The sequence below is a fragment of the Nostoc sp. genome (genome assembly GCF_036917575.1).
GTDB lineage: Bacteria > Cyanobacteriota > Cyanobacteriia > Cyanobacteriales > Nostocaceae > Nostoc.
The window spans coordinates 149,513-169,887 of sequence record NZ_JBALDC010000050.1; the positions used below are offsets into that span (position 1 = coordinate 149,513).

Here is a 20,375-nt window from a genome sequence, read left to right on the forward strand (position 1 = left end):
TCAACATCAAATAAAGGTTTAAGGTTAAAAATAATGGATTGTAGTCGTCTGGAATATATTAAAAATGTCAATGATAATGGTGATTGGGCGTATGAAGGCTATCTTATTGGAGCTTATTTTCAGTTTAACTTTAAAAAGAATGAGGCTACAGGTATAGATAATCACGCCTTTAACTTACCAAAAGGATCTCTTATCATCCTTTCTCAAAAACGATCTGGGTACGAGCGAACCTTGACACACGTAGTTGAACTGGTTAATAACGGAAGTGAAGATAAACCTCAATGGGAAACAGGTTCATGGGGTATTTTCCGATGGGTTAAGGTTCATTGGATTGCTGATTTCAACAATCCCAACCGTATTCCTCTTGATCAGAAGGAAATGATAGCCAACTGGGGTTGGTATGACACTAAAGCTAAATTGTTATCTAGTGACAACTTGATGAAGCAGTGGGGTAGTATCGATAAATTAAGAGTGCACTTAGGAGAAGTCTTTAATTAATAGCCATAATTCACCTTGGGCGATCGCACCTAAGCCACATTTTTGACTGAGATAATTTCTTCACTACACCACTGAATCAGTAGCCATCTGTTAGAATCTTTATCCAGTGCTGGCTTGAGACGGAAATTAAAAACCTCTTGCCATACCTCTACGCCATACTGGAATACAAAATCTGCCTCTAGTTCTCTAAACTGTTCCCATTGCCGATTTGCGATCGCAGTCAACATGGGAATAATTGCGGTAATTGAGACTTGTGCGGCAACGGGTATCATTTGCGAAAATTTTAACAATACCCAAGTATACTGGGCTTTTTGGTAGAATCTTTATGCAAGAGTCTCAACCACAGTACCCACTACACACGCCTTATTCAAATTAGCGCCGCTCAAATTTGCACCTTCTAACTCTGCACAAAGCAAATTCGCTCCTGAAAAATTCGCCCCTGCCAAATTTGCCCCCCGCAAGTCCGCTTCTTCCAGGTTTGCTTCACTCAACAAAGCCCCTTGCAAATCGGCACGACTCAAGTCTGCACCTTTGAGATTTGCTCCAGTCAGGTTTGCACCGCGCAAATCAGCACCGCGCAAGTCAACGCCTTGTAAGTTCACATTCATCAAATTGGCACCACTTAAGAAAGCACCCGCCAATGACACATCACTGAGTCTTGCTCCCATCAAGTTAGCGCCACGCAAATTGCTACCCCGCAAGTCAGCGCCTGTTAAATCTGCTTGCATCAGGTTTGCTCCCATCAGGTTCGCGCGCAAGTCAGTTTCTTGGAGGTTGGCTCCCATCAAATTTGCCCCCTCCAAATGCCCACCTTCGAGTTTGGAAGCTGCGAAATTAGTGCCGACAAGGGTAGCACCAGCAAGATTAATCCGGCTTAAATCCAGTCGGGAGAGTTCCTCGTCTTCTAAATTTGCCCCTGGAAGTTGTTTGAGTTTTCCTAATTTAATGGCTTCAATATTCATGTAAAGTAACTACCAATCTCCTCACTTATCTTGCTGTGGCTATCCCATTGGGAATCAAGTATCCAGATGCCGGCGCTGAATTTGGGTGTCATCAAGGGTAAGTCTAGTCCCTGTTGTAAACCCATTACTAATAAAGCTAGGGTATCTACAAGTTTAGGGTCAAAGCGGGTAGATTGTTGCTGTCTACACTCATCTAAAGCTTGAGTAAATATCTGTTCTTGGCTTTGATTTGACGATTTTTGCTGATTGACTCGCCACTGAAAGTCTGCTAATAATGCTAAAATTCTCGATTCTAAAGGAATTTCATCTCCAGCTAAACCTCCTGGTTCTCCTAAACCATTCCACCACTCGGTTTGGTGAGTAATAATTTGGGCAACGGCTCGCAGTCGTGGCATTGTTCGCAATACTTGCGCTCCTGGTATTAAAGGACAACAGGGAGCGTCTTGTTGATGGCGTGTCGGTATATTACCAGAAGTGAGGACACTTTGTGCATTTTGTAATGGATCTATGCGATGTAACAAAGCCGCTAACCGCAATCTCTTAATCTGCCATGCGGGAAGATCCAAAAGCTGGGCGATCGCTTCCGCAAGAACTACTACTTCCGCAGCTGCCATTGGATTGTTGACATCTGCCATATCCATCAGTTGCGCCATTCGCAAAAAGGCTTGGATTTCGTTAGAAACCAAGTTGCGATCTAGGGTTTGTTTCTGAAGCGCTGTGGGGATGGATAAATTTTCTTGCCCAGTCTGGAGGTAATCTACTACACGGGAGACAACTGCACCTAAATTTTGGGTTCTGTCCATTGAAGGCACAATTTGTTCTTTATCGGCTGTGAGTTTTTGGGCCAGTTCTGGGTTGTATTTACCGATGTGAGCGATCGCTATTTCTGCTGTATCTTGCACTAACTCTGGCTCAAATGTCCACAAACCATAGAATTTGCGCTCTAAGTCTGATGTCGGCACTCCAGCGCTGCCATAATCAGCCTCGGATAATTCTTGACAAATTACCATTGCTGTGTATGTTGGCGATAAAATAATTAAGTGCCACTCTTGCGCTACTGAATCGGCTGAATCTAATCTTACTAAATCTACATTGGGTAGCTGGCTGGTAGGATGTTCAGCAAAGCCGGATTCAATGGCAGCCATGATGGCAATTTGGTGGCTGCGCTGGGCGATGTCTGCATATCGTTCAGCTTCTTGTAGATACCATTTACCTTGTTGAAAGGCTGTGATCACTAAGGGTGTACTGTCGTCGGTTAAGATATGGTCTTCGAGAGCGTGGCACAGGGCAACTAAGGTATTTTTGTAATAAACACCGAATCGAATTGGCCTGGTGGTGTGGCGATGAGCTGTTTCTAGCTGTTGTAGTATTGAACCTTCTAACATGGGATTTGGTAAAAATAGCCGCAGAGGCGCAGAGGAGGAAAATTAGAATTCGTGTTTACTAGGATACACCTGCTAACTGCTTTTCTTTCGTTTCTAATGGTGCTGTCAGTGCTGCTTCTAAGTCAGCACAACCTAGCTTTTCTTCTAAGATGTTCATAACTTCGCGTCCGAAGTCGTTGGGGTTTTGTTGCCAAGCTTGTAAGCAGACTTCGCCGAAAAATGAACCAAGGGGTTCGGGATTCCAGAGAAGTTTTTTGGCTGTCCACGGCATCAAACTCATTGGATCGTACCCTGGTTTGAGGATGCCTTCTTTGAAAGCGTATTCTTCTAAATGGGTATGGGGTTGTAGTCCAATAAAGAAGATGGCAGGTTCGACTTTATCAGCACCAAAAATCCGTTCTAGTTCGCGGTGGTAAGCGATGGTTTGGCGGATGGTTTCGGGGCGTTCGTCAATCACATTAAAGGAGTAGTTGACGGAAACTAAGTCGTTGAAACCAGCTGCTTTTAAGTCACGGCAGTTTTGCAAGACGTTTCGCAGGTTATACCCCATCCGCATTTTCCGCACAAGTTCTTGAGAACCACTGGTAATCCCGATTTCAAAATAGTTCATCCCAGTTTTCGCCATCAAGTCACACAACTCTGGTGTCAAATTGTCGGCTCTGATATATGCTGCCCAGTGGATATCTGTCATACCAGAATCGACGATTTTTTGCAATAGTTCTACAGCGTCGGCGATAAATTTTTTCGCGGGGATGAATTGGGCATCGGTAAACCAGAAGTTGCGAATGCCGCGATCGTATAATTGGCGCATCTCAGCAACGACTTCATCTGCTGGGTTAATGCGTACTTGTTTGCCTTCGACAACCGTATAGACGCAATAACAACAGTTGTGAGGACAACCACGTTTAGTTTGTACACCTATATAAAAGTCTTGCTCTTGTAGGTAATAATTAAATTCCGGCCAGATGCTTTCGATGTAATCGTAGTTACAAGCTGTTTTTTCTATCGGGGTAGGTTGTTCGTGAATTAGCCGTTTCCGTGGTTGAGCTTCTCCGGCAACGTAACAGCGTTCATCTCGAAAATCTCTGCCACTTAAAAGTTTTTCTAGCAGGGTTTCGCCTTCACCCACAGAAATAATTGTTCCTTCGGGTAAGCTTCTACCTAGTTGCTCATAAAATACGCTGACTGCACCACCACCGACAACTACACGGGCATCAGAATGATATTTTTGGGCACGTTTTAAACCGTGTTTGATTAAGCTCTGGTTGCGCCACAATTCTACATAGTAAGCGATAAAGATTCGCAAACCGCCCAATCCGCCGCGTAGTTTCAATAGAGGATTTTTAGCGTAGTAAAATTCAAAGGCATTTTGCAGTGGATTACCACCACGTCCGCCAACTGGGGCATAAATTTGAATATCCCGCCAAGAAAATACTAATAGTGTCGGTTTAAATTCATCAATACAATGATCCAGAGCCGAACTGTAATCTAAAGGTGGCACTGTTCCCAAATCAAAGATGCGCTGTTCAATATTAGGAAACTGCTTGTGGACATGATCGCTAAGGTAGACAACCCCAATAGGAAAGATGGGGTTACAAGGAAGGCGAACGTAAAGAATTCGATTTTTTATCATCTGTGTTTTAACTTCCATCTTGCCAACCTGTGGAGAAAGCGAGAGAAACATCTAGTTTTAAAGTGTGTGCTTGTTTTATTTGGTTTTATTTATCACAATTTAGCTTGACATTTCAGCCGATTATTGGTAATACTTAACCTGCTCTTAGCAACTGCGTAAAACGCTAGAATTGCTGTACATAAAAAATACATGGAATTTATAGAGAGCTTTCTGAAGATATTTTTTCATATAGTTTTACCATAACATTGAGTTTATTCATTAAGCGACGATCCCAGCCGATATTCCTGGGATAGATAAAACAGCAAAACTTATTTCCTCGCTACGAAAAAAGCAAGGGGATCGCTGTTATGTCAATTTCCTAACAATCTGTTTGAAGAGAATTGAAACTTTTATACCAGAAAAATCTCAAAAACATTTATCCATAGTGTATGATTCCGAAAAACGTGGGAATTTTCACAAAATTTTTATAACTAAAAATATATCTTTAGATAGAAATAATCTCCAACTACTCAGTTGGTATTCACAGTTACAACAATTGGGGATCAGTGAGTGCTAGGCTTGGTTAGTATAATGTAAGATTGTGGCGTAAAGCTCCTCAGCAGTTATGGCTCAAATATTAGATCCTCTACCAACTGAGCAAGCAGAAAAAGTTCTCTGCTGCTACGTTAATGCCACGAGCAAAATACAGGTAGCTCGCATCTCCAATATTCCCAACTGGTACTTTGAAAGGGTTGTTTTCCCTGGACAACGTTTAGTTTTTGAAGCTCCGCTAAAAGGTCAAGTGGAGATTCATACAGGGATGATGGCAAGTGCAATTTTATCCGATAAGATTCCGTGCGATCGCCTGATGCTCGAAGAACCCAGTACTTTTGAGTTTGATACAGACTCATCAGATGGGAAAGACCCTATTAATACCAAATTAATGGTGCAGCAAATTAATAAAAAAATCCCAGATACTACAAAATCCTTGCAAATGCTTGGTTTAGCTTCGGTTGATTAAAAAAAACAATTTTATCTAAATTTAAGGGTTGCTAATTTAGCAGCCCTTTTTGTTTATTATTTATTGGGCATTGGGCATTGGGAAAGAGAAGGCACGAGGCAGGAGGCAGAAGTTCTTTAATTTTGAATTTTGAATTTTGAATTGATTGCTCCCTCATCTCATTTACAATCAATCTTATGAATCTGCCTTCATTTCTTTGGTTGTGGAAAATAGCCGCCTGGTCAATGGGATTATCCCTGCTGGCCTATCTGATGTTAGCAATTACCGGCGTTTGGATGTTTCGGGCGAGAACTTCGCAGCAATTCCCTTTTTTTACCCCATTTGTAGGCGGTAATAGAGGGGTGCGATCGCTCCACTATACAATGGGCATCAGTATGGTAAGTTTAGTACTACTGTTGCTAGCGATCGGTATTGTTGGCACTTTCGGGCACTTTGGTTCTTTAGGTCACTCATCACACTTAATCGCTGGATTAATAGTGGTAACACTAGTTTTACTGTCTGCCTTCAGTGCCACCCAAATTAGTGCCAGACAACCTTGGGCTAGACCTTTACACATCGGTGTAAATATTATTCTGTTTATAGGATTTGCCTGGGTGTCCCTTACTGGTTGGATTGTCGTACAAAAGTATTTACCCTGAACTACCACACGCCAACTACCAGGGACATAGACCTACCCTACAATGAAGAAAAGCATTGTAATTGAGCCGTGACAGCAAACTCAGCCAATATCTCAACTTCTATTTTTCGTCTGTCTCCTTTGATTCGGATAACGTTGCTGAGTCTATACATAGCACTCACAGTCCCATTACCCTTCTTATCGCAGGTAACAGCTGCACCCGTACCTCCAGAATTATTGTGGATAGGGATTGGCATCGGTTTAGTTGCCTTGTACGCGGTATTAACTGAACAAGTAATAGTAGATGACCAAGGAATTCAGGTTACTTACCCCGCTTGGGTGCCGAGCTTTTTTCGTAAAGGCTGGTCTTTACCTTGGTCAGAAATGAAAGAGTTAAAACCCCGTACCACTGGGCAAGGAGGGCTAGTTTATTACTTCCTCAGCCAGGATGGGAAAGCTTATTTACTACCGATGCGTGTAGCTGGATTTGCCCGTTTGGTAAAAATTGTCCAAGCAAAGACGAGTATTGACACCACAGATGTTCGCCCTTTAGCGCAGCCCTGGATGTACCTGATTTTACTAGTATTCACTCTGCTGCTACTATTAGTCGATGGCTGGGCGATCGCTACAGCTTTAACTACTGCACAATTAACTTAAAATTAGGCATGGGGCATTGGTTATTTCTCCCCATTCCCTACTCCCTATTACCTTTGAATACAGCAAAAGCCACACTCAGGCTAGAGCAAGTTAATCTGTTTACAAAGCTGAAAACCCAACTTCCCGGCAATCAGCAGGGATACCCCATATTACAGGATATTTCCTTAGAGGTATTCCAGAGCGAACGCATTGCTATTGTCGGCCCAGTAGGTGCTGGGAAAACTTCGTTATTACGCCTGATCAACCGCCTCATTGAACCCACGAGTGGTAAACTTTATCTAGAAAATCAAGAATATCCTCAAATTCCCGTCATCCAGCTACGGCAGATGCTTGTACTTGTATTGCAAGAGTCAAAGCTGTTGGGGATGACAGTTGGACAAGCCTTAGCTTATCCTTTGGTTTTGCGTGGTTTACCGAAACAGACAATTCAGCAACGAGTCGATTACTGGACAGAACAACTGCACATTCCCAATGAATGGTTAGGGCGAACAGAGGTACAACTTTCAGCAGGACAACGACAACTAGTAGCGATCGCTCGTGCCTTAATCATCCAGCCTAAAATATTATTATTAGATGAGCCAACCTCTGCCCTAGATGCTGGTACAGCTACTCATCTAATGCAAGTCTTAACTCAGTTGAGTCAAACTCATCAAACCACAATTTTAATGGTAAATCACCAACTGGAACTAGCCGAGATGTTTTGCGCTCGGTTATTACACCTGCAACAAGGTCATTTATTCGCAAATCAAACAGCCTCAGAGATAGAGTGGATTGAATTACGAAAAAGCCTAACTCAAGCAGCAAATCAAGACGATTTTGGATTTTAAATTTTGAATGAGACAAAATCAGGAATTGTTTTCTTACTCCCTCATGCCCCATTCACACCTGACTACTAGTAAGTGTTGAACGTTGATTATTAAATCTCTCTCTAGCTAACTTTGTTGTCTGTGACTGTGAAATATTGGTATTCAAAATTTCCATATTAAAACGGTATCCAACATTGCGGATAGTTTGAATCAAATTGGGTTGCCTGGGGTCGAGTTCAACTTTTTTCCGCAGCGATAAAACATGAGTATCAATAGTACGAGGGTTATCAATAGCGTCAGGCCAAGCACGACGCAGCAATTCCGATCTACTTAAAGGTACTCCTCCAGCTTGTGCTAAAACGTACAGCAAACTAAATTCCTGGGGCGTTAAGTCAATAAACTCCCCTTGAAAACGGACACGACGCTGAACTAAATCGATTTGCAAAGTGCCATAATCCAAATAAGCTGGTGCAGTAGGTGTGCGCTTCCGGCGAATCAGTGACTCCACCCGTGCCAAAAACTCTTGCATTCCAAAAGGTTTGCTCAGGTAATCATCTGCACCCGCCTTTAAACCTGCGACTATATCAGCTTCACTATTACGAGCAGATAGCATTAAGATTAAAGGCTGCTGCTGACGATGCAACCAACGACAAAACTCAATGCCATCACCATCAGGCAGGTCTGCATCTAAAACTATCAGTGCTGGTTGATGGCTTAAAAATACTTCCCTTGCTTGATAAATACTGGCAGCTTGATGCACGCGGTATTCCAGTTGTTGCAAGTGCCAACCCAACAACGACCTCAGATGGGGATTCCCCTCAATGATTTCTATACAAACCGAACCCACGGTGGCAAGATCCCTTAGCGTCGATGACATTCAAAGTAACAAGCCCATGTCTAAGGTTTTGTAGCCTTTGTTACTTCAATTGCAATTAACTTTACATTTCCTAATAAAATGAATGGCAATATCTTTAAGTTATGCCTTGCCGATAGGCAATTAGAAATATTATTAAATTTTTATTAAATTTTCCGAAAGTGTTGTTACACTTATGAAAAGTTCTTTTTTTTAGCCTGACATTTTGCTTTTAGATGGGTGTTATATGACAAATATAATAGAACCCAACCTAGCTAACCTTACTACAACAGCTTTTAAACTTGATGATGAAAGTCGATTTTTTCGCCAAAATTTAGCAATTCTATCCAGGAATATAATATCAATACAATTGGGCTGTTGATTGTGAAAATCAAAAAAATAACTTAGCAGCTAACTAGAATCGGTGTTTTATGGAATAGGATTAAAGTAGCTTGTTGCTGATATAAGGGTACTACCCAAAGTAGATGTGTTGACTTTGAGTAGATGCCAAAGTGAAATTACAGTTCACTTTTAATCGTGAATCATTTACAATTCTCATTCCAAAGAGATTAATACAGCAGTTATGCTCCAAGACACACAAACCATCCGTTATTACCAAAGACTCACCGACGCCTTCGTCGAGCTATGGAATCGCGGTTATCGCATGGATGATATGCGGATGTATTTGGATGGATATCTAGCCGCACTGCGACATAGCAACGTCATTGAACCTTTTCTGATTCATCGCTTAGAAGAGGAAGCCAGCCGCTACTTGTACGATGGATCGAACTTTGCAGTCCCGCAACCACAGCCACAACCCGATTACTACTAAGTACCATTTATCTGGCCGTTAATAGTAACGGTTAATTACCAACAGATAATTATAGCATATTATTTGTATTGGTCAACGGGTTGTCGTGGTGTGAAATTTTGGAGAAATTATATTGATTAAACGCATCCCCTCAGTTTTATATTGGCAAAACCAATATAAAACTGAGGGGATTGTTGGCTAGCTATGAAATTAAGTCCAACAGAGAGTATTTTTGTTAGAAACTGATTTAAAACCCTTGAAAGGAGAGATATTATATTCTCTCTCCTTTCAAGAAGATTAAAAACGGCACATTGCCTTGATCGCAAAGAGCAAATTCAGCAGCATATCCTTTAGTTTGCGTAAAGAAAGATTAAGAAGCTAATGCTACTTCTACCTTCTGCTGCAATTCACCTTTTTGGTACAGTTCAATTAAGATGTCAGAACCGCCAAGGAATTCACCATTGAGATACACTTGGGGAATTGTGGGCCAGCTAGAGTATTCTTTAATACCTTGACGAATTTCCGCGTCTGATAGAACGTCAACCGTCTCAAAGGGAACTCCCAAGGTATTGAGAATCTGCACAACATTGTTGGAGAAACCACATTGGGGCATTAACTTGTTTCCCTTCATGAAAACTAAAATCTTGTTTTCTTGTACTAAGCTATCAATTTTGTCTTTGAGTTCTGGTGTCATGGTAATTATGTTTCCTATGTTGGATTCAACAGTGAGGAGTGAGAGTGAGGAGTCAAAATTCATAACTCCTAACTTCTAACTCTTATTTACGAAGCTGCTGTTGCTTGCCAAGCTTCGGGAGTGTATGTTTTCATCGCCAAGGCATGAATCGCTTCAGTTGACATAGCTTGACCCAACGCACCATAAACTAACTGGTGCTGTTGCACTAGTCCTTTACCTGCAAAGTGCGATGAAACTACTGTCACTTGATAGTGGTCGCCGCCACCAGTCAAGTCTTGCACCTGAACCTGTGCATCTGGCAGTTCCGCCTTGATCATTTCCTCAACCTGTTGCGGACTAATCATCGCAATTCCTGAAAAACTTACTTTTCTATTATTAACAGATATAGAGCAAATGCCTGTGCCAACTTCAGGCTTTGGCAAGGCTGTAGACAAAGACGCCTTTGGAGTGTATTGCTTGAGAACGCTGGATCAAGGTTACGGCGGATAGCTCTATCCTAGCACTGGGGCGTTCCCAAGCGACTGGTTAGGGAAATGTGGGTAGGGAAAAACAGGTAACAAAAATTTAATTTATTTTTTTGGGGATGAGGAGGATGAATTACCACCTTCTCTAGGATAAGGAGAATCAACAAAACCCAACTCAAACAACTGTTTATAAGCTTTCTTGCCTAAATCCCGCGTTGGGTTTTGACTCTTAATTATTTGAATCAACAATGGTACAGCTAGTTCTGGCTGATTTTGTGCCCGATGTACCAATGCTAGCTGAAAAGTAGCTTCATCTCGCTTTTGGGCTGTTAATAGAGCTTTTTGACGCTGAGAATCAGAAACTCTGTTGTCAATTCCCGAAAAGCTAGAATTTAACTCTTGATAAAAATTAGATAGCTGATTATAAACTTGACGTGCTTCTTGCAGTTTTTTGGCAGCTAAAGGGTAGTTTTGAGCAGAAACAGCTTGTTCTGCATCTTTTAGTAAGCGATCGCCACCTGCAATACTTAAAAGGCTGTTACTTTCGGTTATGGGGCGGAGGTTATTAGGATCGTTGGGGTCAATGAGTTGTGGTTGGCTGGTAGTGCCTGGTGACTGTGATACCTGAGCATTCACAGGTGATAGCAGGCTGAGGACTGCTATAACTGATAAAACAGTACGGTGCATCAAGGTAACAGCGACAGCAGTGTTCATGGGATCAATTAGTGCGACAACTATATAGAGTTATGGAAACTTCGGGTATCTTAACTCTGTTTTGGTCTTGAACAAAGCAAAGTTACATCCTAAGTATCTCTGATTTAGACTAAAAATCAGTTTAATAGAGTTCCCATTATTTCTGTATACCAACTAACTTATGTCGCCGCGATCAGTGATACCTACGGTGGAGTGCGTTACCATCTGTCTGACTACCGACTTTCTTCCCCAATAATTATCTCAACTTAACTGAAATATTTGGCAGGATAATTTTCCCAAAGCACTGCTTGAAGTATTTGCAATCGCACCAAAATAGTTCAGAATAGCGATATCCTCAGTCCGCGCTTCCCTACTTTTTATTTAACTGTTTGACTAAATCATGAAAATATTTATCATCAAGCAATTCAGTAGTTTGCAGGCAATTAATTAGCTATTGGCTCAAAAAAATGCCAAATTGGCTGAATATATGATCAATAGAGGGTAATCTATATATACATACTCAAAGGTTGCAAAACACCACTAATCGTTTGTGACTTACTCAGGATGAATATAGCAGTTAGTAATTAGTGTCAAATATTGAAAAGATGCGGTTTCTAAATTATGCACGGTCAATGATTATGAGGTTTGACTGGAGCAAGAATTAGTAATTTCTGCAAATGCATGGTTAGTAATTTTTGTTTTTTGATGGCTCAATTGTTGCAGTGCCTTTGCTAAATCAGTTGTAATGTTTTTTGCATCTTGTTTTATACAGCCATTCATGTAATCCGCAATTCTGATTGGGGAGCCAATGTCAATACTCACATCTGTACCCCAATTGGGATAAGGTTGGCTGTAGTTAATGCCTATGGGTATAATTTTCACTCCTAGCCCGGAATGACTAGATTCAGCACTCAAAGCAAGACGAGCAATTCCTGGCTTCAACTGGTGAACTTGGCCATCACGAAAAATGTTACCTTCTGGAAAGATTACCAGGGTTTTTTGCTGCTGAAGTAGTTGTACTCCATGTCGCAGCGTGCGGATTGACGGATGCTTAGAATTTACAGGAAAACCCCCCAAACGTTGGACAAACCAGCCTTGCAAACCTTGGCATTCGTCAATAGTCACCATAAAGCGCAGGTCTTGTTCTCTGCGACAATCAGAGGTAGCGTAAGGTACGAGCAAGGCATCCCAACGCGCCCGATGAGTAGGGGCAAGGATTACAGGCCCAGTTCTAGGGATATTTTTTTGTCCGGTTATTCTAATTTGTCCAAAGAATAATGGTAATAGGCAGTGACGCCCTAATGAATATGCCAGGGGACTTAACCAAGGAGAAACCCTTGAGGTAGTGCTATCTACCTGAGGATTTGCCAGGGTTTGCTGGCAGGTATCGGATGAAGAGTAAAATTCCATCATGACGAATGCAGCTGATTGACGGGTAAAATTTAATTAAATGCCTGACTAGTTACACCGTAGATTCTCTTGTGTGACTTGTGTCGTACTAGATGGACAGTTTTACCTCTGTCCGTTAGTTTACCTTACGCCGTCTAGTAGCAAACCAAATCTGTAATTGCTGACGACAAGCTGACTCTAGAATGCCTCCGATTACTTGGAGACGGTGATTAGAAGCAGCGCTATCGGGGATGTTAATAACTGTACGAATTGCGCCAGTTTTTGTATCGTCTACTCCATATACCAGTAGTCCTAATCGTGATTGGACGATCGCACCTGCACACATCGGGCAAGGTTCAAGAGTTACATAGAGTGTGCATTCATTAAGATGCCAATTTTGTAAAGTTGTTGCCGCTGTCTTGAGAGCGAGAATTTCCGCATGAGCGGTAGGATCTTTGTCGCGCTCTTTTCTGTTTTCTCCTTGCGCCAGCAATTTGCCTGTCGAATCAATGATAACAGCACCTACAGGGATTTCACCTGCTTCACCTGCTGTTTTTGCTAATTCTAAGGCATAACTCATCCATTGTTGATGTATAAGATATTCTGTATACTTAGTTAGCATATTCTGATAAATTTGATACTCCTTGCCATAAAGATGGGCAAATTTGTAATACAGTTTACTGGCGCTTTGTCAAGCTAGTAATAAAGAGTTTATAGTAAGCACTTTAGTGCCTAGAAAATTAAGGACTAAAGTGCTTACTACGAACTTGCTTACTGAGCAATTTAAAATCCAAAATTGCCCAACATCGCATTACCAAAGAAATTGTTGGGGGCTAATTTGATTTCTAAATAGCGGCTTGGGCTAAAAGAGGATCGAGTTGACTTTGTGTATCTAGCTGGTAAAGATCATCGCAGCCACCAATGTGCTGGTTATTGATAAAAATTTGTGGTACGCTACGGCGGCCGTTAGAGCGTTCTGCCATTTTCGCTCTGGCTGCTTCGTCGCCGTCAATTTTGTATTCAGTAAAATTTACACCCTTCCACCACAGCAGTATTTTGGCACGAATGCAGTAAGGACAAGTTTGCCACGTGTAAAGTTCGACGTTGGCTTTAACTCGCTCTGGATGGCGATTTAAGAGGGGATTAAGAAAGTCCAGCATATCGATACTTAAGCAAAGTTTTAACGTAATAATTCAGCACCCAGGAGTCAGAAATCAGAATTTATAAGGACTGTTATATAACTAGTACAACTTGGCGTAAATAAACCACCCATTCAAAACCAATGAAATGCTTACGCTATATTAATGCATGAATTTTGAATTTTGAATTCCGCCTTGCGGTACTAAGATATTCATTTACCAAATCTGACTTTGATTCTTTAACTATTCTGACTTTGATTCTGACTCCTGAATTCTGACATTTGAACTATGTCTCTAGCCTAGATCATTGCTTACCGCATCGGCGCTGGAACCCACTTTTGGAAACCCTCTAAATGATTCCAATAAGCCAAATATCCAGTTAATGCCCAAATTAGAGCGGCTACTATTAGCACTGCTACGCCAATTAGTCGCAAAGTTCGGTTGGTTTTCCAATAAAGAGTTGGCGCGGCAAAAACACCACCTAATCCAGTTAAAATAAAGCCGATTCCCGATAAAAGCGGTTGCTTTGTCAAATTCAAGTTGATGATGCGGATACCGACTACGATCGCAACTGCACCAGCAAAGAAGCCGTAAATTGCGATTGTCAATAAATCCCAACCTTGAGCTAGGGCGATTGCAGCTGCTACAAACAATATTCCAAATAGAACACTTGTTTCACCAAAGGCAATATTAAAGCTACCCATTACTGGCCAGGTGAAGCTCATGTGTAAACCAGTTGTGAGTGCGATCGCACCCGTAATTCCAAATCCCGGAATCCACTGTCTTTGGTTAGAGCTATCTATACCACGATACACATAGTCAGCTAGTAAAAATAACCCAGCTACCATGTTGATTAACATGAGGGTGATGTAGTCGATAAACACGATTTTCCTCTGAATTTTACAAGTTATTTACTCTGTACCTCGTTTTTTAGTTGTTAGTGAATCTACCAGCTTTTTTATTTGTTATTTTATACCTAAAGATAGATACAGAAGAAAAGCAATGTTTTGGATATACACTGTTACCTATTTGTGGCAATTTTTAACTTAGTTACTTGTGAACAGGTTTTATACTGGAGTAATTATGAGTAAAAAATCAGGATGTGTTAACTGGCACTTTTCTAACGAGTTAGCAGTAAAACTTAACTTTCTTCCACGTGTATCCGCCCTTTGGTAGACTTGAAGACTGAAATAGGCAGATGAAACGACGCAAATTCAAGCAGCTGAGAGGGCAAACTCTGTGGAAAATACACTTGGGTTAGAGATTATTGAAGTAGTAGAGCAAGCCGCGATCGCATCCGCAAAGTGGATGGGTAAAGGCGAAAAGAACACTGCTGACCAGGTAGCAGTGGAAGCCATGCGGGAGCGGATGAATAAAATCTATATGCGCGGTCGCATTGTGATTGGAGAAGGCGAACGCGATGATGCGCCGATGTTATACATCGGGGAAGAAGTTGGTATTTGTACTCAACCAAATGCCGAAGCTCTCTGTAACCCCGATGAATTAATTGAAATTGACATCGCCGTTGACCCCTGTGAAGGCACAAATTTGGTAGCTTATGGACAACCTGGTTCGATGGCTGTCTTGGCAATTTCTGAAAAGGGTGGATTATTTGCTGCTCCTGACTTTTACATGAAGAAGTTAGCAGCACCCCCCGCAGCTAAGGGCAAGGTAGATATCAACAAGTCAGCAACAGAAAACCTCAAGATTCTCTCTGAGTGTCTAGAGCGCTCGATTGAAGAACTTGTGATCGTAGTTATGAAGCGCGAACGCCACAACGATTTAATTAAAGAAATCCGTGAGGCTGGAGCGAGAGTCGCCCTAATTTCAGACGGTGATGTGGGTGCAGCTATCAGCTGTGGTTTTGCTGGAACTAATATCCACGGGCTGATGGGTATCGGTGCGGCTCCTGAAGGTGTAATCTCGGCAGCAGCAATGCGTGCTTTGGGCGGACACTTCCAAGGTCAACTGATTTACGATCCAGCAATCGTAAAAACGGGTCTGATTGGAGAAAGCAAAGAAGCCAATATCGATCGTTTAAAGTCTATGAATATCAATGACCCCGATAAGGTCTATGATGCTCATGAATTGGCATCTGGTAAAACTGTTCTGTTCGCTGCTAGCGGTATTACCAGTGGTAATCTGATGGAAGGTGTACGTTTCTTCAACGGCGGAGCCAGAACTCAAAGCTTGGTAATTTCCAACCAATCGAAAACTGCTCGATTTGTTGATACGATTCACATGTTTGGTGAACCCAAGACTCTCCAACTGAATTAATTTGTCGGGAATGGGGAATGGTAAAAGTAAGGGTAAAACATTTGGAAAAATATTTATATAAAACGGAAAAATATTCACCCAAATGTTTCATCCTTACACTAGTTAGTAGTTAGTATTTAGTGATTAGTTATTGTTTATTGGTTGAAAAAACTATCAGCCAGTAAACAAAATTTCCCATTCCCTATTTCTCACTCAATGCCCTATTCTCAACTACCAATTAATAACTAAGATTTAGCAAATGAATATAGCAGTAGTGGGGTTAAGCCATAAAACAGCCCCAGTAGAAGTTCGGGAAAAACTGAGTATTCCAGAACCACAAATTGAAAGTGCGATCGCTCAACTAGCTAGCTATCCTCATATTGACGAAGTTGCAATTCTTAGTACTTGTAACCGCCTGGAAATTTACATTGTTACCAATGAAGCAGACCAAGGTATTCGAGAAATAACGCAGTTTCTTGCAGAATACAGTAAATTACCCGTGCTTTCTCTGCGACAGCATTTGTTTATGCTGCTGCATGATGATGCAGTGATGCACGTGATGCGGGTAGCAGGTGGTTTAGATAGTCTGGTTCTTGGAGAAGGTCAAATTCTGGCTCAGGTGAAGACTACTCACAAACTGGGACAGCAATATAGCGGTATAAAAACCATTTTGAATCGATTATTTAAACAAGCACTGACAGCTGGTAAGCGGGTTCGCACTGAAACTAGTATTGGTACTGGCGCTGTCTCTATCAGTTCGGCAGCTGTAGAATTAGCACAGCTAAAAGTGGCAAATTTAGCAGCTTGTCGAGTAGTAATTCTCGGCGCTGGTAAAATGTCGCGGCTGCTGGTGCAACACCTAGTTTCTAAAGGTGCTGTGGAAATTAGTATTGTAAATCGCTCTCGCGATCGCGCCCAAGAATTAGCGAAGCAGTTCCCTCAACAACTTATTCAAATTCATCCGCTATCAGCAATGATGGCAGTAATTGCCGATAGCGATTTAGTCTTTACAAGCACTTCGGCAACAGAGCCAATACTTGACCGTGCCAAATTGGAAATGGTTTTAGAAGTTCAGCGCTCTCTAATGTTATTTGATATTTCTGTGCCGCGTAATGTTCATGCGGATGTAAATGAATTGGAGAATGTGCAGGCGTTTAATGTGGATGATTTGAAGGCTGTTGTAGCGCAAAACTACGAAAGCCGCCGGAAAATTGCACAGGAAGCCGAGCGACTTTTAGAAGAAGAAGTAGAAACCTTTGATATTTGGTGGCGCTCTCTGGAAACTGTTACTACTATTAGCTGTCTGCGAAATAAAGTCGAAACCATCCGCGAACAAGAATTAGAAAAAGCTTTGTCGAGATTGGGTTCGGAATTCGCTGAAAAACATCAAGAAATAATAGAAGCATTAACACGGGGAATTGTCAATAAAATTTTACATGACCCGATGGTGCAATTGCGATCGCAGCAAGATGTTGAAGCCAGAAGGCGCTGTATGCAAACTCTGCAAATGCTGTTTAACCTCGATGCAGAAGAACAGTTTAGTTAAATTAAACAACCAAAACTTCAAATTTTGGTGAGAAGTTGGAGTTCTAAGCCAATCAATTTGAAATTAGATATACTTCTAATTAGATAGATGTCTAATTAGAAGTTAGTTATGCAACCAGAGCAATTTAACATCTTATTGCGCTTTTTCAAGGCATTAGCGGATGATAGCCGATTGAAGATTGTAGGTATTTTGGCGAATCAGGAATGCAGCGTCGAAGAATTAGCGGTGCTACTGCAACTCAAAGAACCGACGGTATCCCATCATTTAGCGAAACTTAAAGAGCTAAATTTGGTGACAATGCGTCCTGAAGGTAATAGCCGTCTATATCAATTGAATAGCGAGGCTTTGCAAAGCATTAGCAAGGAAATTTTCACACCTGAGAAAATAGCATCCTTGATTGAGGATGTGGATACCGAGGCTTGGGAAAGCAAAGTGTTGAAAAACTATTTCGAGGGCGAACGCCTCAAAGAAATTCCTGCTAGTCGTAAAAAGCGTCTAGTTATTCTTAAGTGGTTAGTAAACCAGTTTGATGTAAGAGTCAACTACCCTGAACATCTGGTAAATGATATTCTCAAACGCTACCATATTGACTGTGCAACCCTGCGACGAGAGTTGATTGCTTGCCAGTTAATGCAGCGAGAAAATGGGGTTTATTGGCGTACAACATAGATATGAAAGATGAGCAAACCGCACAATTCTAGGTCGTATATTTATGCAGTTAGAACTCGATTTTAACAAGAGCCAAATTTCCGAAAATTTGACACAGTATGTGACATTTTCTCAAACTTAAGCCTCAAACCTTTCCCTAGCAGCGAATCAGAGTAAGAATAAAAGCCTCTCTCCCACACAGGGAGAGTTTGGCACAGAAAGTCAATCGCACTCTATTTTCCCAAATAAGCTTCTAAAACTTTGGGATTAGTTTGAATTTCTGCGGGTGTACCGTCAGCTAAATTCTGTCCTTCGGCAAGTACCCAAACACGATCGCACAATGACATAACTACATCCATATTGTGTTCGATAATCAAAAAGGTCATGCCATCTTGACGGTTCCAAGTGATAATGCGATCGCAAATATCATCAATCAGTCTCGGATTTACCCCAGCCGCCGGTTCATCCAACAAAATTAACTTGGGATTAGTCATTAAGGCTCGTCCCATTTCCAGCAGCTTACGTTGTCCACCAGACAAGCCACCAGCATAATCGTGTGCTTTTTTTGCCAAGCCCACTGATTCTAATAAAAACATTGCTCGCTCTTGGAGTTGCTTTTCTTCCTTGGCGACAACGTGCGGTTGCAACTGCACTTGCCAAAAATTTTCACCCGTTTGTTTTTGCGCCGCCAACAGCATATTTTCTAACACCGACAACCGCGAGAGAGTCCGTGCAACTTGAAAGGTGCGGATTACCCCCTGCTGGGCAATTTGATATGGTTGCAAATTGTGAATCGGTTCGCCATCAAAAATCACTCGTCCCTTATCGGGGCGGATGAAGTTTGAGAGTAAATTAAATAAAGTAGTTTTACCAGCACCATTGGGGCCAATCAAGCCCGTAATGCTGCCTTTAGGAACTTCGATTTTCGCCTCATTAACTGCTTTGACACCACCAAAGCTTTTAGAAAGTCCAGTGGCTACTAAAAGGGGAAGTGGGGATGAATAGTTATTTACCAAGGGTGAGTTCCTCCTTTTTCCCTAAGATACCTTGAGGACGCCAAATCATCAGTACCATCAAAATTAGTCCGATTACCATGATCCGAAATGCGCCCAAACGCGCTTCATCAAGGGAAACGATTCTGGGTAAGACTTCTCGCGTTAGCGCATCGTAAGCAAAGAAAATTATCGCGCCTACGATTGTGCCAACATTTTTCCCAGAACCGCCTAAAATCACCATAATCCAAGTGTCAAAGGTGATCTGCGGTTGGAAATTATCAGGGTAAATGGCGCTGAGTTGCCAAGCAAAGAAAGCACCAGCGATACCTGCGATCGCACCTCCTAACATCAGAGATTGTAATTTATACCAAAAGACATTTTTTCCTAATGCTTTGGGAATTTCTTCATCTTCGCGGATGGCTTTGAGAATTCTACCCCAAGGCGATCGCACCAAAATTTCTAACCGCCAGTATACAAATGCTAAAACCAGCAACAACACCAGCATTAAACCCGCTTTTGGGTTGTAATTATACAGTCCGATTACTCCAGAAATATAAATCGCTGCCGCCAAAATTGCTAACACAATTCCCACACCCAAGCGCGATGCAAATTCTTGCTTGCTAGTCGTACTTTTACCTAAATCAGTAGTCCGAGATATTTGAGTGGTACGAATCCATTGCCACAAAGTAAAGAAAGTTACAGCAGCCAGCAGTGTCAAAAGCCCAATCATTATTAATCTGACAAACAAAGTTGGCTCTGTGGATAAAGGTATGGGATAACTTTGTACGCCAAACGCCCCAGAAATCCAAGTGTCACCCACAGGCAATTCCTGATTATTCACCACCAAACGAATTAATTCGCCCGTACCAATGGTGACAATTCCTAGATAATCTTCCCGTAAACGGAGAGTTACAAAACCAATTATCAAACCCAACAAGGCAGCGGCAATTGCCCCAGCCAGTGCCGATACTAGTATTGGTACGCCCTTTAAGCTTAATAATACCGTTGTATATGCTCCCAGGGTCATGAAAGCAATATGACCAAAGTTAATTAATCCCGTAAAGCCCCACTGTAAATTCAGTCCTAGTGCGAATAGAGCAAAAAGTGCTGTAGAAATTGCTAAGAAAATTAGATAGTCAACCATATTAAATTATTTGGGAATTGGGCAAACAGGGAAGAGACTTGGGGACAAGGAGAATTAGGGACAAGAGGAAGGGAAAGACTTGTTGGAAGTTCTAACTTTAGTCACCTTATCCCCTTTTACCTTTGTCTCCCCTGCCCCTTTGCCCTCAACGCTTGGCGAATAAATTTTAGCGTAGCTTGAGCGGAG

The 20,375-nt window shown here is 41.8% G+C and carries 23 protein-coding genes; 9 read left to right on the forward strand and 14 right to left on the reverse strand.

The annotated features are described in order from the left end of the window. The first annotated feature begins 33 nt into the window (after nt 1-33). Nucleotides 34-498, forward strand: coding sequence for a hypothetical protein (locus V7K79_RS14030; protein ID WP_335048503.1), 465 nt, complete (start codon nt 34-36; stop codon nt 496-498). A gap of 29 nt (nt 499-527) precedes the next feature. Here the strand turns inward: V7K79_RS14030 and V7K79_RS14035 are convergent, their stop codons facing one another. From V7K79_RS14035 to V7K79_RS14050, 4 genes are read right to left on the reverse strand one after another with little or no spacing between them, the layout of a single operon-like run. Further along, a complete protein-coding gene (locus V7K79_RS14035) occupies nt 528-770 on the reverse strand; it encodes a hypothetical protein (RefSeq protein ID WP_335048505.1) in 243 nt (80 codons plus the stop codon). 51 nt (nt 771-821) lie between these two features. Further along, nucleotides 822-1,460 carry a pentapeptide repeat-containing protein gene (locus V7K79_RS14040; protein WP_335048506.1) on the reverse strand — a complete coding sequence of 213 codons (639 nt, stop codon included), beginning with the start codon at nt 1,458-1,460 and terminating at the stop codon, nt 822-824. Continuing rightward, entirely contained in the window at nt 1,457-2,845 is a 1,389-nt protein-coding gene (locus tag V7K79_RS14045) for a DICT sensory domain-containing protein (RefSeq protein ID WP_335048507.1), read from the reverse strand. The genes V7K79_RS14040 and V7K79_RS14045 overlap by 4 nt, the downstream gene beginning before the upstream one ends. A gap of 58 nt (nt 2,846-2,903) precedes the next feature. Further along, a complete protein-coding gene (locus tag V7K79_RS14050; RefSeq protein ID WP_335048509.1) occupies nt 2,904-4,496 on the reverse strand; it encodes a photosystem II high light acclimation radical SAM protein in 1,593 nt (530 codons plus the stop codon). Nucleotides 4,497-5,082: 586 nt separating this feature from the next. Between V7K79_RS14050 and V7K79_RS14055 the strand changes: the two genes are divergently transcribed. From V7K79_RS14055 to V7K79_RS14070, 4 genes are all read left to right on the forward strand, one after another. Beyond that, entirely contained in the window at nt 5,083-5,478 is a 396-nt protein-coding gene (locus V7K79_RS14055; protein WP_335048510.1) for a DUF1830 domain-containing protein, read from the forward strand. 176 nt (nt 5,479-5,654) lie between these two features. Next, nucleotides 5,655-6,116, forward strand: coding sequence for a DUF4079 domain-containing protein (locus V7K79_RS14060; protein WP_335048512.1), 462 nt, complete (start codon nt 5,655-5,657; stop codon nt 6,114-6,116). A 68-nt stretch (nt 6,117-6,184) separates the two neighbouring features. Beyond that, a complete protein-coding gene (locus V7K79_RS14065; protein ID WP_335048514.1) occupies nt 6,185-6,751 on the forward strand; it encodes a hypothetical protein in 567 nt (188 codons plus the stop codon). An 8-nt stretch (nt 6,752-6,759) separates the two neighbouring features. Further along, nucleotides 6,760-7,578, forward strand: a complete 819-nt coding sequence (locus V7K79_RS14070) for an ABC transporter ATP-binding protein (RefSeq protein WP_335048516.1) — start codon at nt 6,760-6,762, stop codon at nt 7,576-7,578. Nucleotides 7,579-7,630: 52 nt separating this feature from the next. Here the strand turns inward: V7K79_RS14070 and V7K79_RS14075 are convergent, their stop codons facing one another. Beyond that, complete coding sequence (locus V7K79_RS14075; protein ID WP_335048897.1) at nt 7,631-8,404, reverse strand: response regulator transcription factor; 774 nt, start codon at nt 8,402-8,404, stop codon at nt 7,631-7,633. A 589-nt stretch (nt 8,405-8,993) separates the two neighbouring features. Here V7K79_RS14075 and V7K79_RS14080 point away from each other — a divergent pair. Continuing rightward, on the forward strand, nt 8,994-9,242 hold the full coding sequence (locus V7K79_RS14080; RefSeq protein WP_335048517.1) for a DUF6761 family protein: 249 nt from the start codon (nt 8,994-8,996) through the stop codon (nt 9,240-9,242). Between the two features lie 349 nt (nt 9,243-9,591). On the opposite strand, the gene grxD is transcribed toward V7K79_RS14080, so the two are convergent. The 7 genes from grxD to V7K79_RS14115 all read right to left on the reverse strand — a co-directional run bounded on the left by grxD (nt 9,592) and on the right by V7K79_RS14115 (nt 14,484). Further along, the gene (grxD, locus tag V7K79_RS14085; protein ID WP_335048898.1) at nt 9,592-9,915 is read right to left on the reverse strand and encodes a Grx4 family monothiol glutaredoxin; all 324 of its coding nucleotides are present in this window, start codon (nt 9,913-9,915) and stop codon (nt 9,592-9,594) included. A gap of 86 nt (nt 9,916-10,001) precedes the next feature. After that, on the reverse strand, nt 10,002-10,259 hold the full coding sequence (locus V7K79_RS14090) for a BolA family protein (protein ID WP_335048518.1): 258 nt from the start codon (nt 10,257-10,259) through the stop codon (nt 10,002-10,004). 225 nt (nt 10,260-10,484) lie between these two features. Continuing rightward, nucleotides 10,485-11,093: a hypothetical protein gene (locus V7K79_RS14095; RefSeq protein WP_335048520.1), complete on the reverse strand. Its 609-nt coding sequence runs from the start codon at nt 11,091-11,093 to the stop codon at nt 10,485-10,487. A 615-nt stretch (nt 11,094-11,708) separates the two neighbouring features. Continuing rightward, nucleotides 11,709-12,485, reverse strand: a complete 777-nt coding sequence (locus V7K79_RS14100) for a lysophospholipid acyltransferase family protein (RefSeq protein ID WP_442938927.1) — start codon at nt 12,483-12,485, stop codon at nt 11,709-11,711. Nucleotides 12,486-12,597: 112 nt separating this feature from the next. Beyond that, nucleotides 12,598-13,083: a tRNA adenosine(34) deaminase TadA gene (gene tadA / locus V7K79_RS14105; protein WP_335048522.1), complete on the reverse strand. Its 486-nt coding sequence runs from the start codon at nt 13,081-13,083 to the stop codon at nt 12,598-12,600. Between the two features lie 223 nt (nt 13,084-13,306). After that, entirely contained in the window at nt 13,307-13,621 is a 315-nt protein-coding gene (grxC, locus tag V7K79_RS14110) for a glutaredoxin 3 (RefSeq protein WP_335048524.1), read from the reverse strand. A gap of 290 nt (nt 13,622-13,911) precedes the next feature. Then, on the reverse strand, nt 13,912-14,484 hold the full coding sequence (locus V7K79_RS14115) for a DUF981 family protein (RefSeq protein WP_335048525.1): 573 nt from the start codon (nt 14,482-14,484) through the stop codon (nt 13,912-13,914). A 355-nt stretch (nt 14,485-14,839) separates the two neighbouring features. On the opposite strand from V7K79_RS14115, the gene glpX reads away from it, so the two are divergent. The 3 genes from glpX (at nt 14,840) to V7K79_RS14130 (ending at nt 18,071) form a co-directional block, all read left to right on the forward strand. Then, complete coding sequence (gene glpX, locus V7K79_RS14120) at nt 14,840-15,877, forward strand: class II fructose-bisphosphatase (protein WP_335048527.1); 1,038 nt, start codon at nt 14,840-14,842, stop codon at nt 15,875-15,877. A gap of 238 nt (nt 15,878-16,115) precedes the next feature. Next, nucleotides 16,116-17,402, forward strand: coding sequence for a glutamyl-tRNA reductase (locus V7K79_RS14125; RefSeq protein WP_335048528.1), 1,287 nt, complete (start codon nt 16,116-16,118; stop codon nt 17,400-17,402). 108 nt (nt 17,403-17,510) lie between these two features. Beyond that, complete coding sequence (locus tag V7K79_RS14130; RefSeq protein ID WP_335048530.1) at nt 17,511-18,071, forward strand: DUF2087 domain-containing protein; 561 nt, start codon at nt 17,511-17,513, stop codon at nt 18,069-18,071. A 212-nt stretch (nt 18,072-18,283) separates the two neighbouring features. Here V7K79_RS14130 and V7K79_RS14135 read toward each other — a convergent pair whose 3' ends face one another. Together V7K79_RS14135 and V7K79_RS14140 are read right to left on the reverse strand one after the other, a co-directional pair. Beyond that, on the reverse strand, nt 18,284-19,066 hold the full coding sequence (locus V7K79_RS14135) for an ABC transporter ATP-binding protein (protein ID WP_335048531.1): 783 nt from the start codon (nt 19,064-19,066) through the stop codon (nt 18,284-18,286). Beyond that, a complete protein-coding gene (locus V7K79_RS14140; protein ID WP_335048533.1) occupies nt 19,056-20,189 on the reverse strand; it encodes a branched-chain amino acid ABC transporter permease in 1,134 nt (377 codons plus the stop codon). Before V7K79_RS14140 ends, V7K79_RS14135 begins: the two co-directional genes overlap by 11 nt. Between the last annotated feature and the right edge of the window lie 186 nt (nt 20,190-20,375).